General features: G+C 32.3%; 11 protein-coding genes and 1 riboswitch. Of the genes, 5 read left to right on the top strand and 6 right to left on the bottom strand.

Going from position 1 to position 14,433, the window contains the following annotated elements; genetic code table 11:
- A partial coding sequence (locus tag JJD95_RS04095) for an IS3 family transposase (RefSeq protein ID WP_291640636.1) occupies positions 1–98 on the top strand: 98 nt, incomplete at its 5' end.
- A gap of 61 nt (positions 99–159) precedes the next feature.
- Here the strand turns inward: JJD95_RS04095 and JJD95_RS04090 are convergent.
- On the bottom strand, positions 160–2,877 hold the full coding sequence (locus JJD95_RS04090; protein ID WP_291640634.1) for a UPF0182 family protein: 2,718 nt from the start codon (positions 2,875–2,877) through the stop codon (positions 160–162).
- 508 nt (positions 2,878–3,385) lie between these two features.
- On the opposite strand from JJD95_RS04090, the gene yiaK reads away from it, so the two are divergent.
- A complete protein-coding gene (gene yiaK, locus JJD95_RS04085; RefSeq protein ID WP_291640632.1) occupies positions 3,386–4,390 on the top strand; it encodes a 3-dehydro-L-gulonate 2-dehydrogenase in 1,005 nt (334 codons plus the stop codon).
- A gap of 175 nt (positions 4,391–4,565) precedes the next feature.
- Here the strand turns inward: yiaK and JJD95_RS04080 are convergent, their stop codons facing one another.
- On the bottom strand, positions 4,566–5,318 hold the full coding sequence (locus JJD95_RS04080) for a nitroreductase family protein (RefSeq protein ID WP_291640630.1): 753 nt from the start codon (positions 5,316–5,318) through the stop codon (positions 4,566–4,568).
- Between the two features lie 35 nt (positions 5,319–5,353).
- Positions 5,354–5,674 carry a quaternary ammonium compound efflux SMR transporter SugE gene (sugE, locus tag JJD95_RS04075; protein WP_291640628.1) on the bottom strand — a complete coding sequence of 107 codons (321 nt, stop codon included), beginning with the start codon at positions 5,672–5,674 and terminating at the stop codon, positions 5,354–5,356.
- A gap of 122 nt (positions 5,675–5,796) precedes the next feature.
- Positions 5,797–5,892: riboswitch (guanidine-I (ykkC/yxkD leader) on the bottom strand.
- Positions 5,893–6,124: 232 nt separating this feature from the next.
- On the opposite strand from sugE, the gene JJD95_RS04070 reads away from it, so the two are divergent.
- Together JJD95_RS04070 and JJD95_RS04065 are read left to right on the top strand one after the other, a co-directional pair.
- A complete protein-coding gene (locus JJD95_RS04070; RefSeq protein WP_291640626.1) occupies positions 6,125–8,500 on the top strand; it encodes a Lon protease family protein in 2,376 nt (791 codons plus the stop codon).
- 245 nt (positions 8,501–8,745) lie between these two features.
- Positions 8,746–10,164 (top strand): MFS transporter, encoded by a 1,419-nt coding sequence (locus tag JJD95_RS04065; RefSeq protein ID WP_291640624.1) that lies wholly within the window; start codon positions 8,746–8,748, stop codon positions 10,162–10,164.
- Positions 10,165–10,213: 49 nt separating this feature from the next.
- On the opposite strand, the gene JJD95_RS04060 is transcribed toward JJD95_RS04065, so the two are convergent.
- Genes JJD95_RS04060 through JJD95_RS04050 form a run of 3 tightly spaced genes read right to left on the bottom strand, consistent with a single transcriptional unit; the run spans position 10,214 to position 12,727 of the window.
- Complete coding sequence (locus tag JJD95_RS04060; RefSeq protein ID WP_291640622.1) at positions 10,214–11,206, bottom strand: Gfo/Idh/MocA family oxidoreductase; 993 nt, start codon at positions 11,204–11,206, stop codon at positions 10,214–10,216.
- Positions 11,207–11,249: 43 nt separating this feature from the next.
- Positions 11,250–11,825: a nitroreductase family protein gene (locus JJD95_RS04055; RefSeq protein ID WP_291640620.1), complete on the bottom strand. Its 576-nt coding sequence runs from the start codon at positions 11,823–11,825 to the stop codon at positions 11,250–11,252.
- Between the two features lie 20 nt (positions 11,826–11,845).
- On the bottom strand, positions 11,846–12,727 hold the full coding sequence (locus JJD95_RS04050) for a nitroreductase family protein (RefSeq protein WP_291640618.1): 882 nt from the start codon (positions 12,725–12,727) through the stop codon (positions 11,846–11,848).
- Between the two features lie 508 nt (positions 12,728–13,235).
- Between JJD95_RS04050 and JJD95_RS04045 the strand changes: the two genes are divergently transcribed.
- Positions 13,236–14,357, top strand: a complete 1,122-nt coding sequence (locus JJD95_RS04045) for a BMP family ABC transporter substrate-binding protein (RefSeq protein ID WP_291640616.1) — start codon at positions 13,236–13,238, stop codon at positions 14,355–14,357.
- The last annotated feature ends 76 nt before the right edge of the window (positions 14,358–14,433 follow it).

Below are 14,433 nucleotides of genomic sequence, written 5' to 3'. Positions count from 1 at the left end.
TTGATAAGTATATTATATATTATAATAATTATAGGTATCAATGGGACTTAAAAAAAATGACCCCTGTACAATACAGAAATCATCTCTTGTCTTGTTAATCTTCTTTTTTTAGAATGTCCTTGACATAGGTACCAGTTTATTTGCATCTGTCTTTTGTTCTTAATCATTTAATTGTTTTAGTAAGGTTCCAAGTTGCTCATTATAATCTCCATATTTTGTCCAATCTAGATTTCTTTGAGCTTCAAGCGCTTTTAAATATAAATCATTTGCCTGCTTAATTAACTCTATCTTAGCTTGACTTAATGGCTCTGTAGTAGTTCCCGTACCTGTAATCACTTCATTTGGCGCCTTATAATTAAATATCTGCGCCAGGCCAGTTTCCATATTATCAACCATAATTAGCTTGCTATCATAAGATAATATTATTTTTTTCATTTCAGGAATACTATTTTTCCCACTAGCTCTTAAATATAGAGGTTCAATATAAAGAAGCGAGTTATTTATTGGTAGAATTACAGTGTCTCCATATTGCACTTCAGATCCACCTGTATCCCACAGTGAAAGCTGTGCCGAAATTGTAGTATCCTGACTTATACTCTGATTAAAAAGGTGTGGACTATAGACTGTTTTTTCTGCTGGGAATTGTTCTAGGAACAGTTTGCCGTAGTTTCCTACGTCCATTCTAGCACCTAAAATTGCGGTCATGTTATATTTTCCCTTTATATTGAAATATTGTTGTAATATCATTTCTTGACTATCTGTGTCTGTATCTGTTAATTTCCGTATGATATATGGTGGAATAGTTGTTTTAACCTCACCACCTACTGCGTTTGCATTCTTAGAAACATCCCAAATATCCTCCCCACTATAAAAGACTCCTGGATCAGTTACATGGTATTTTCCAAGGACCGCGCTTTGAATATTAAATATATCAGATGGATATCTAAAATGTGCTTTAAGGTCAGCTGGAATCTCTGACATATCCTTGAAAAAACCGGGGTAAATTTTTGCGTAGGTTTGCACAATTGGATCAGTTGAATCTGCCATATAGTAATTTGTAGACCCATCATAAGCATCGATTACAACTTTAACCGAATTTCTAATATAGTTTATTCCATTTTGTGGCTGCGAGTATGGATATTGGGTGGATGTAGTGTAAGCATCAAGTATATAGTATACTTTGCCTTCACTTACAACAACATATGGATCTTGGTCATAATTTAAAAATGGAGCTATAGTCTTCGCCCTTTCAACTATATTTCTATTAATAAGAATTTTACTTGTGCTCTTAAGATCCCTTGATAATAGAAAATTTAGTTCCCCCTTATTTATTGCAAATAAAACTTTATTAATAAAACTCATTTTGATTCCGGCTTCTCCATCATAAGTCGTTACATTATTGCCATCACCTTGGGGATAGTCAAATTCACTCACATTAGTATTTACTAATGCGTACAGGTCTGTTTGCTCACCGTAGTATATTCTCGGATTAGTTAACTTAATATCTGTACTGTTTGAAATTGGCATATCTTTTATTACAAAATCAGGCTGCCCTTCTGAAGTAACAGCATTTACTTTACTCATTACAACACCATACCCATGAGTGTAAATCATGTGGGTATTTTGCCAAGTGTCTGGGGATAATAATGTGGAGTCTATTTCTCTTGCTGAAATAAATACTTGACTATATTTATCGTTTATTTTGTATCTATCTACGTCTATATCACTAAAATTATAGTAATATCTTAATATTTGAACTTGATTATAAAATTCAAGCGCCTGCCCAGTTGAATTTATCCTAATGTTATCTACTGTCTTTTGATTATTTGAAATATCCTCTTTTTTCAAATCGTTCTTTACGGCAAAAGCTTTTGTAGTGATATCCTCTAAATTAAAAGCCTTCCTTGTTAAATCAATATTATTTTGAATATATGGTCTTTCAAATTGCTTTTCGTTCGGACTTACAATACTGCTTTGAACTACAGCTCCTGATATTACTTGTACAAAGCTTATCAAAACTATACCAGCAATTGAAATTATTATAGGTTTAACCTTTGATCTTAAAACACTAATAAATATTACTACTGAAGCAATGATACAAGCTACAATCAATATTTTATAAAAAAGTAATGTTACATGAATATCCGTGTAACTTGCCCCATAAGCAACTCCCCTAGGGCTATATGCTAAATTGAATATCTTTACTACAAATCCAAGTGATAGGAAAAGTGCTATAAGTGAAGATATTATTGCAATCTGCTTACCTCCAAATTTAATAAGTTCCTTCCCAAATTCTTTTGGATCTACCAAACCATTTTGTATTCTCCCTGCATTGAAAATATCTTTTGATTTAAATGCAATGAAAATTACTCCTTTAATAATAACTAAAAATACTAGTAGTGTTATTATAAAGCTATATATAGATTCAATTAAAGGAAGTTTAAAAATATAAAAAGATACATCCATATTATAAATAGGGTCTTTTATATTAAAACTAACTGCATTTATGAATTTAAGAAACATATCCCAATATGCAGATGCAAAAGCAAAAGAAAATACAAATGAAACAAGTAAATTACAAGCTATAAAAATTTTATTTTGGGTAGACTCTTTCATAGAATTTACCTCAACCACTTTTTGCAAATGTAGGATGCTTTTTTTGATGCTCCTATAGTATAACCATATACCAATATAGGTAAGGATGAAAACAGGAACCATCATCTTAAGCATTGTTAGTATCTTTGTAAAGTACACTGAAAGATATCCCACTTCCTTAAACCATTCAATACTAATAACAAATTGAACTATACTACCTAAAGAAAATAAGCATATAATGAGAATTATAATTACAGAATACAAAACAAACTTTTTTTTCATTGTCATAAAATCACCTCTTAATATTTTTTGAAGAATTAACGTATTATACATATTATATCTTATATTGCCCATATTTTAAAGTTAGTTTTGTTAACTAATAAAATCCCTAACTAAATCCAAATCAAAAACCAACAATTTCAATTCCAGCCATACAAGAAATATCTTCATAAACCTAACAATCCCATGATAACATTCCATTTTAGGAATGTATGCAAAATGCCACATTATGTTAGGGCTTAACACAGACTTTTTAATAGGAGTGAATGAATCAAATTTTATGTTCCAATATTAGTATGCCCAAAAATCACAGAATCAGTTGCTATTATTTATACGATATTATAGAGGGTCCGACTGTTAGCAGATTAAATCACTACACAGAAGGTCATCTCCTTACAAGATTATTATACACATTTCCGTAGCATTAATGTCAATAGATATATTTATTGATTATGGAAATAAATTGTATAGAATGCTACAATAAAATTAGAATAAAGGAGAGGTGAAGATTATGAGAATTCCATTTGAGCAGATGTATGCAGAAATTAAACGTGTGATGATAAAAGCAGGTTTAACAGAAGAACAGGCACAAATTTGCGCTAAAGTTCACACAGAATCCAGCAGAGATGGTGTTTATTCCCACGGACTTAATAGAGTATCAAAATTTATAGACTATGTTAATAAAGGATGGGTTGATATCAAAGCTACTCCAACTTTAGTTAAAAGTTGTGGTTGTATGGAGAACTATGATGGTAATATGGGGATAGGAATCCTAAATGCAAAATTTGCTATGAACAGAGCAATTGAGCTTGCTAAAGAGAATAACATTGGGATTGTTACGCTCAGAAATACAACTCACTGGATGCGTGGTGGTACATATGCATGGGATGCAGCAAATGATGGTTTTTTATCAATATGTTGGACGAATACAGAGTCATGTATGCCAGCATGGGGCTCAAAAGTTCCTTGTGTTGGTAATAATCCATTATGTATTGGAATTCCTAGAAAAGCAGGTAATATTGTACTGGATATGGCAATGGCACAATATTCTTATGGGAAGCTACAAATAACAAGCTTAAAAGGGGAACAGCTTCCATATGTTGGTGGCTTTGACAGTGCAGGGAACCTAACAACAGATCCTGATTCTATTGAAGAATCAATGAGAGTTCTGCCAATAGGGTACTGGAAAGGTTCTGGGCTTGCTATCTTACTTGATATGGTAGGTGCAATTCTTTCAAATGGTATGCCAACCAGTGAACTTGATAATGTAGGAAAAGGAGGTTGTGGTGGGTGCTCTCAAATTTTTATAACTATTAATCCACATACTTTTGTAACCGAAGAAGAAATCAATAATATCCTAGAAAGTACTATTAATCATCTGAGCACCGCAGAGCCTATTGAAGATGATGGAAAAGTTTATTATCCTGGGCAACGTACTGTAAAAACGCGCGAGGATAGCCTTGAAAATGGCATTGTTGCTGATGAAACGGTATGGAATGAGATTTGTAACTTATAAATACCTGATATCTCTAGTTACAAATCTTGTGATCTTAAAGCATAAATACGGGTATAGCCGACAGATACTTTTAAAAATCAATGCCACCATTATATAACATAATTGTAAAGAATCAAACTTTACCCTAACATATTAGACCATAGATATAAGGCTATGGTCATTGATTCGCCTTGTCTCACTCCTTGGTTTCTCTAAACTTGCTAAGATATTCAGATGCCGATCTATTCATTTCTAGTGAGAAATCAGACATATACTTACGACTACATAGAGCTCTAATATCTTCGCTAATATTTTTATTTAAAAATTCCGCCTTCACATTTTTTATTCTTTGCATTTCTATATGCTCTTCCTTAGTTAGTCTGCGATATTTATTTTCATGCACTATATACTTCTCTTCAAAACGCGCGGGCTTTTTCCTATTCTTTTGAGCCTGAACAGGATAACCATAAACCACCATAGCAGCAGGTATAACGTAATCCGGAAGATCTAATAACCCTCTAATAATTTCACAATTCTCAATGATATCACCAATGTAACATGAGCCAATTCCAAAAGATTCTGCAGCTACTACTGTATTTTGAGCAGCTATTATTGCGTCAGCAGAGGCAAGAAGGATATCACCCTCCCCTGGCGTTCTTGGATTGCAATTTTGCATATCAAAAGCATCATACCATCTTTGATAATCTGCAAGGAATATAAGCACTAAAGGAGCTTTTGCAATAAATGCCTGATTATCACATTCTACTGATAATTGCTTCTTTAATTTTTCATCAGTAATATCAAGTATGCTATAAAGCATCATTGCACCCGCTGTTGGAGCCTCAAATGCTGCATTTAGTATTTCCTTTTTTAATTCAGCTACAATAGGCTTATTTTCAAACACCCTCATGGATTTTCTATCTTTTATTTGTTTTAAAATCTCGTTCATATAATAACCCCCTAGTATAATCTCAATCTTTCAGCTTAATGTATTGGTATTAATTTTAACCCAACAATTCCACTAACTATCAATGCAATACAAATTACACGCATAATATCAAATGATTCCTTAAACAAAACAGCACCTAAAATTACAGTCCCAACAGTTCCTATGCCTGTCCAAATTGCATATGCAGTTCCTAGTGGAAGTTTTTTTAAAGATAATGATAAAAAATAGAAACTTGCTACCATCCCTACTATAGTAAATAAACTAGGCATTAGTTTTGTAAACCCTTTTGAATATTTTAATCCAATTGCCCATTCCACCTCAAAAACCCCTGCTACTACTAAATATAACCATTCCATATTCATTACCTCCGAGTTTCATGTATTTTTATAATCGTTTAACTAATAGTAATCATTTAACTAATAATAATATTTATGGCAAGATTTCAATAAAAAAAAGCCAAAGAAATATTATTTAAAATATCTCCCAGGCTTTTATCCTTCCGTGTACACATTAACTGTGCGTCCTCTCTTGGACCAGTCCAGTCATAAACTGCGGAACCCTAGAAAACTATATAAATCATTTAAATTTTCGTATTGTTTTTATTGCTAATATCTCAGGTGATTGTAACACGTGCTTATATGGAAATCAACATATATTTTATACTTGCCTCGCTTTATTCTACCCTAATAGACAACTTGGCACTATAGTATCAGTTGAATTATCGACAAATTATGATATAATTAATTTAAATATTCTGAATTTTTCTATTTTTTACTTTATCCAACATAAATTTAGGAGGTGTTATAGTGACAAGTTATATACAATTAAAAAGAAAAGACCTACAGTTATCTTTTGATAACCTTCCTATGTTCTCAACTACCATGGAAATTCTGCCTTATGAAAATATTATAGGTCAAAAACAAGCTATTAAATCCATAAATATAGGACTAGCAATGGATAAGAAAGGATATAATATTTTTGTTTCTGGTGAAAGTGGTACTGGCAAGACAAGCTATATCATAAAAAAAGTAGAAGAATATGCAAAAGACCTTCCAGCTCCTAGAGATTGGTGTTATGTCTATAATTTTGAAGAAGAAATCAAACCTTTAGCGATTCCTCTTTTAACAGAAACCGCAACTGAATTTAAGAAAGAGTTTGAGGAATTTATTGCTTCCATTTTCAAAGAATCACCTACCCTTTTTAATGATAAAAGTTATGAACAACGGAAGGCTAATATTATTGAAAAATATGAAAAGCTTAGCATTCATTTTTCTAAGGAGTTGTATGATACTGCTGTGCCATTACATTTTAGAGTTGAAACAAATCCAGAGGAAAATTTTGTTTTCATTCCCTTAATAGATGGTAAAGATATGGATTCAGAAGTCTACAACAAACTTTCCGAATCAGAAAAAGACATCCTAAATGAGGGTTTAAATAAACTTAAATTAGTTTCCTATGAAGTACTAAATAAGATGCAAGCTTCAAGCAAAGAATTTGATACTGAATTAAAAGCTCTAGAGGATGCTGTTACAGCAAGTCTCATAGATAATAAAATCAATATGCTTAAGAATAAATATGGTCCTAATGATAAAGTAGATCATTTTTTAAATCTACTTCGATTGGATCTTTTGGAAAATATATATATGTTTTTAAATTATATGGATGAAGATGAAGATAAACAGATCAATAAAATTCCAGACAAAAATTTCTTTAAAAGATATGAAGTAAATGTACTTGTAACCAATAGAAAAGGAAAAGGTGCTCCTGTTATTTTAGAAGCTTCTCCTGAGTATAATAATATATTTGGTAAGATAGAATATAAAAATGATTTAGGTAGTATCGTTACCGATTTTACTATGATCCGCTCAGGGAGCTTACATCTTGCAAATGGTGGTTTTCTAATTATGGATGCTAAGCAGTTTTTTTCTAATCCTATTTCTTGGAAAGTATTAAAAAGATGTTTAAAATCTGATTCCATTATAGTAGAAAATGCTAAATCTAATTTAGAATTATATCCTATCATTAACTTAAGTCCTGAGGATATTCCTTTGCAAGTTAAAATTATCCTTATTGGAACAAATATGTCTTATTCTATTTTAAACAACGATGACGATTTTAACGAATTATTTAGAATCAAAGCTGAGTTTGACCATCAAATAGAAAATGAAAAAGAAAACTTACAAAAGATATTAGGTTTCCTAGCTCACTATATTACTGAAAATTCTCTTCTACACATTACAAGAAATGGAGTTATTGAGATTTTACGTTATGCAACTAGATTAGCTGAAAATAGAGCCTATTTAACTGCTTCAATGAACAAAGTTCTTGAAATTATAGATTTAGCCTCAGTGCTAGCGCGAAAGCAAGGAATTAATTTGATAGATGAATCTCATATTTTAGATTCCATTGAAGAATTCCAAAATATGCACAATCTTTATAAGAAAAAAATCTTGGAAATGTATAAAAACAGGATATATATAGTTGATTTAAAAGGCACTAGAGTAGGTCAAATTAATGGCTTATCTGTAATAGATACAGGAGATTGTACCGTTGGACAACAACACAAAATTACCGTAGCCACCTATGCTGGCAAAAAAGGTATTATTAATATTGAAAGAGAAGCAAATATGAGCGGTAGTATTCATAGTAAAGGAATTCTCATTCTATCTGGTTTTGTGGGAGAATTATTAGGACAAACTATTCCACTTTCATTCAATGCCAGTATTGTATTTGAACAATTATATTCTGGAATTGAAGGAGATAGTGCCTCTGGTGCTGAACTTATTGCATTATTGTCCAGTCTTTCTGATTTCAAAATAAAACAAAGTCTTGCAATTACAGGTTCTATAAATCAAAAGGGTGAAATTCAACCTATTGGTGGTGTAAATGAAAAGATTGAAGGTTTCTTTGACATATGCAATTTATATGGTTTAGATGGAACTCACGGAGTAATCATTCCCTATAGTAATGTTAATGATTTAATATTAAACATAAAAATATTAGATGCCATTGACAATAACTTGTTTCACATTTACGCAGTTAAAACTTTAGAAGATTGCATCGATATTCTGTACGATTTCGACTTTCATAAAAATGTGAGTACTTCCATCATGGATACTATTAAGGAGCGTATAATAGCAAAATTACAAAAATATAATAAAATCATTTTAGAAGAAAAATGAAGTTCATAATCTCCCTTTATTAATAACTTGTTATTAACTTGCCGACTTTCTTTAATAGATAGTCGGTTTTTATATTATTTTGCCACACCATCGCCTGTAAAATCTCCTATTACTTGGAGAACCTCTATTTACATTACTTATGGCTTATTTTATTAGCGAAGTGAATTTGCTTATGATATAATATTGCGAAACGAAAAAAATGGTACAAGACCAATTACAAGAATAAATATAAAAGGAGAACATATATGGATTCATCAAATAATAGTAGTAATAATAGTAGATGGGTAGTTTTATTTATAGTAGTAATGGTAACTTTTATGGCTACCCTAGATAGTAGCATTGTAAACGTGGCATTACCTGTAATGGCTAAATCTTTGAATGTAACATCAGGTGGTATTCAATTGGTAGTGACAAGTTATTTAATTATAATTTCGGCAACTATATTGATTTTTGGAAGACTTGGGGATATGGTCGGTAAGACAAAGATATTTAAATTTGGATTAGCTTTATTTACGCTAGGTTCTTTGTTTTGTGGAATAACAAACTCATTTTCAAGTTTGATTTTAGCTAGAGTAATACAAGCAATAGGCGCTGCAGCTGTTATGGCAAACAGTCAGGGAATTATCACAGAAACATTTCCAGCAAATGAAAGAGGTAAAGCGCTAGGAATTACAGGAACCTTCGTGGCTCTAGGCGCCTTGGTAGGACCAGCATTAGGAGGATTTATAGTAGACACCATCAGTTGGAAATACATATTTTTAATAAATATACCAATAGGTATAATAACTTTATTTTATGCTTTTAAGTTACTTCCTAAAGGACACAAGAAAGTAGAGGGAAAAATGGACGGAGTCGGAGCATTACTTTTTATGTTTGCTATAGTTCCTTTATTTGCAGCTCTAGGTAAAGGACAGCAGGTTGGTTTTACCCAGCCAATAATTTTACTTGGCTTTTTAATATCTATTATTTCCTTTGCTTTATTTATTGTAGTAGAAAAAAGGATTGAAAATCCATTATTGCAACTACAAATTTTTGAAAACAAATTATTTTCACTCAGCATATTTTGTGGATTTATATCATTTTTAGCTATATTTTGTTCTATTATTATTCAACCTTTTTACCTTCAGAATGTGATGAAGTTTTCACCTGCATTCACAGGATTAATACTTATGATTTTTCCCTTAATTTTGTCTATAGTGTCACCAATTAGTGGACATTTGTCTGATAAAATAGGTTCTGAAATTCTAACATTTATAGGGCTTGTGTTTACAAGTTTTGGGCTACTATTAATGTCAACTTTAAATGAGAAGTCTTCAGTAATAAGTATGATATTTTTTATAGCAGCTATGTCTATAGGTAATGGTTTATTTCAATCTCCTAATAATTCCCTTATAATGTCCACAGTACCAAGGGACAAGCTAGGCGTTGCAGGAAGTATAAATGGACTCGTAAGAAACTTAGGAATGGTATGTGGAATAGCTTTATCTACTACCCTGTTGTATAACAGGATGAGTTATAAAATTGGTCATCATGTAACTGATTATGTAGTAGGACGTAATGATGCATTTATTTACGGCATGAAAACTGTATATATAACTGCAGCTGCTATTTGCATGATTGGGGCGATTTTAACCTTTTTAAGATTATATAGAAAAAAGGTATAGCAAAATTTTGCTATACCTTTTTCTTCATTAAGCTTAATGTCTATATCTTTCAATCTTTGCTGCTAACTCTATAATTTTTTAAAATTTCATCCATAACCCAATTGGTTCTTGCGGCACTAATCCCTTTACTTGGGCTTACTTCCAAGCCATTAAGGTCATTTACGACACTTTGTATCAATTGCTGTTGAATATGCAATGGTTTTTTGATGTCTACTTCCGTAATACCCTCCATTGTTGTCAGTAAAATCGGCTCTTCTCCAAAAGTTGAAAATGATACTTTTCCTTTACTTCCCACAATCTCATTCATATCATAGTCAGAAAAGCTTGTAAAGCTCCATACCCCTACCCCCTTGACTCCTGAAGCGAATGACAATGACGCTGTAACAATATCTTCTGCCTCATACAATTTAGCTTGATTGTCCGCATAACCAGTTGCTTCCTCGATGGGTCCCAAAATATAATCTAAAACATCCAGGGTATGTGAAGCAAGATCGTGAAATTCCCCTCCGCCTGAAATTTCAGGGTTAACTCTCCATGGCATTTTGCCAGAATTCGAGTCAACTTGGATAGGTGTCCTATACAATGTAATTGAAACAAATCGAATTTCTCCAATTTGTCCGGAATCAACTAGTTCCTTAACCTTGTTGAAGCGGTCCAAAGCCCTTCTGTAATATGCAACAAATAATGGTACTCCGGCATTCTCACAGGCCTGTATCATTGCATTACATTCCTCAAAATTAAGTGCCATTGGCTTTTCAACATAGACCGGCTTTCCTGCTTGTGCACATTTAATTGTATACTCCTTATGAAATGCAGGGGGCGTAGCTATGTAAACTGCATCCACATCAGGGTCATTTATCAATTCTTCAGCATTATCATACCACTTAGGTACATTGTGACGCAGTGCATAATCCTTAGCAAGCTCTCCATTACGGCGCATTACAGCTACTAATTGTGAATGTTTTGATTTTTGAAATCCAGGTCCACTCTTAACCTCGGTAACGTTACCACATCCAATGATTCCCCATCGTATTGTCTTCATTTTAACCCATCTCCCTTTATTCTCAGTGTTATATTTAAATATATTACTCTTCTCTAAACTTCCTAAGATATTCAGATGCTGATCTATTCATTTCTAGTGAGAAATCAGACATATACTTACGGTTGCATAAAGCTTTAATATCTTCGCTGATATCTCTATTTGGAATTTCTGCCTTCTCATTTCTTATGCTTTGCATTTCTATATGCTCTTCCTTAGTTAGTCTTCGATATTTATTTTCATATACAATATACTTCTCTTCAAAACGCACAGGTTTTTTCCTATTCTTTTGAGCCTGAACGGGATAACCATAAACCACCATAGCAGCAGGCACCACATAATCCGGAAGATCTAATAACGCTCTAATAGTTTCACAATTCTCAATGATATCACCAATGTAACATGAACCAATTCCTAAAGATTCCGCAGCTACTACTGTGTTTTGAGCAGCTATTATTGCATCAGCACAGGCAAGAAGGATGTCACCCTCCCCTGGTGTTCTTGGATTGCAATTCTCTAATTCAAAAGCATCATACCATCTTTGATAATCTGCAAGGAATATAAGCACTAAAGGAGCTTTTGCAATAAAAGACTGATTATCACATTCATATAATAACCCCATAGTATAATTTAGTTAAAATATTATTTAGACCAAGTACAAATGTATTCCCATTCATTTGGTATATTTATATTTTTCACTTCTTGCCACTTGCCTTTTAACCCAAGTTCATTTGCAGATAACTCAAAGTGGCATTTGGCTATTCCAATGTCGTTTTTTTGCATCTCGTAACCAGTTACTCCATATCCTTTTGTTCTGGAAAGGAAAAAGTGATACGCATCCTTATCCTTTATAATTCTCCAAGGTTGTTTGTTTGAAGCAGAAGGTCCAAGTCTTACCATCTCTAAAGGAACAGCATATTCCCCCTCGCTGTCTTCATTAATTGGCACTAAACCATCTGCTTCAAAAAACAATTCACTCCACGGCTTTCGTTTATTAGCACCAATAATTGCTCTCATATCCGATTCAAAAACTCTAGGCTTTTCTTTTTTTATTCCTACAGGAGAAACAATGGGTATGAATTCATTATCAAGTAAACTCATATTTTGTTCAAAATTACTCTTATTAAAAGTTCCACCCAGCCAACATGTTTGAAGTCCCAAATCCGTTGCGAAAAGCACAATTTTTTCGAATAAATACCCAAATTCAAGTGCATCTTTTTCTTCTTTATCTAATATTCCAATAATATATGAATTAGCACGTGATATAATACCATATGTCCCTAATTTTTTCGCTTTTCCACCATCATTATCATTACTTTGTATAAATATAAACCTAACCCTTAATTTTGTTTCTTCATTGATTTTTGTAATATAATCCTTTAGTTTTTTAAGGGTTATACTATCAATATTTTTTTGATTAAATGATCTGCTTGATGTCCTCATCTTTATAAGTTCAATAACTGACTTTTGAAATTCCATACTTGCTGCTTTTAAGTTATCATTTATCAAGATTTCATTTCCCATTTATTTGATTATTATTTAATACAAAACTTATATATTAATGATACCATAACTAATAAAAAATATTAATACATTCCTTCCTTTTATATGCTTATATCACCAATATTAACTTGCTTCATATCTTAATAATAAGGACACATATTGAATAATTAAATAAATGCAACATCGAAAGTTTATTTCATAGAGGAATCTAAGGGATAGGCTTTTTAGCTTTGTTTCGATTTCTTGCTTTCAATTGGGTTTATAATTGGAAATTTAAAAACCAGGATGCCTTTTCAAAATGAATAACTTCAATATTGAAAAATCAAAACTCGCAATTGTATGATTATTCACAAAAATAGATTGATTTTATATGAGAAATGATGTAACATTACTAAAAGGTGAAAATCGAAAAATAATTTTAAAATGGAGGAACTTTAATTGAAAAGGAGGGTGTTTAGGCGAAACTTTAGATATAATAAAATCTAGTAAGTATTATTAACAATCGAATTGATTAGAGGGGGAATTATTAATGAAAAAAAAATTAGGAAGTTTATTTATTTCACTTACACTAGTTATGTCTTTAGTGTTGGTAGGCTGTTCTAGTGATTCAAAAACGGAAACACCAGCAACCGAAACACCTGTTACTGAAGATAAACCATTATCCATTGGGTTTCTATATGTAGGACCTGTAGGTGACGAGGGATGGACTTACGCTCATGACGTATCTAGAAAAGAACTAGAAACAGAATTAGGTGTAACAACAATGCTTAGAGAATCAGTAAAAGAAGATTTAGCAGAAGTAGAAAACGTATGCGAAGATATGATTAATCAAGGAGCTAACGTTATTGTAGGAACAAGTTTTGGATTCATGGATGGCATGGAAGCATCAGCATTAAAGCATCCTGATGTTAAATATCTACATGCATCTGGATACAAAAGTTCAGAAAATATGTCAAACTATTTTGGCCGTATGTACCAAGCAAGATACCTTTCAGGTATAGTTGCAGGAATGAAGACTAAAACTAACACAATAGGATATGTAGCAGCTTTCGCAATTCCAGAAGTTATAAGAGGTATAAATGCCTTTACTTTAGGAGTACAATCTGTAAATCCAAAAGCAATAGTAAAAGTAAGATGGACTAATACTTGGTATGACCCAGCTACAGAAAAAGAAGCAGGAAAAGCACTAATCGCCGACGGCGTAGACGTACTTTCTCAACATCAAGATACAGCAGGTCCACTACAAGCTGCTGAAGAAGCAGGGGTGTTTGCTATTGGCTACAATACAATTATGGAAGCTAAAGCACCTAAAGCTTATATGACATCACCAATTTGGGATTGGACACCATATTATGTTTCTCAAGTAAAAGCTATTCAAGATGGAACTTGGAAATCATCAAGTTATTGGGGTGGTTTAGATGACGGAATAGTTAAACTTGCACCATTAACAGCTAATGCACCAGAAGGCGCACAAGCGGCAGTAGATAAAGCAGAGGAAGCAATTTTATCAGGGGAAAACAAAATATTTGTAGGACCTTTAATGGGTCAAGATGGAAAAGTTAAAGTTGAAAAAGATATAGAGATGACAGATTCAGAAATGCTACAAATGGATTGGTTTGTTGAGGGAGTAGAAGGACAAATAGCAAAGTAGAATAATATCAGTATCAAAACATATATTATTAACCTATAAGAATATGAAATATAGTAAGTATGAAATTTATACTTAC

Source organism: Clostridium sp. (genome assembly GCF_016650035.1).
Taxonomy (GTDB): Bacteria; Bacillota; Clostridia; order Clostridiales; family Clostridiaceae; genus Clostridium_AD.
Note: the sequence above shows the minus strand (reverse complement) of the source record. Positions and strands in the feature narration are given on the sequence as shown.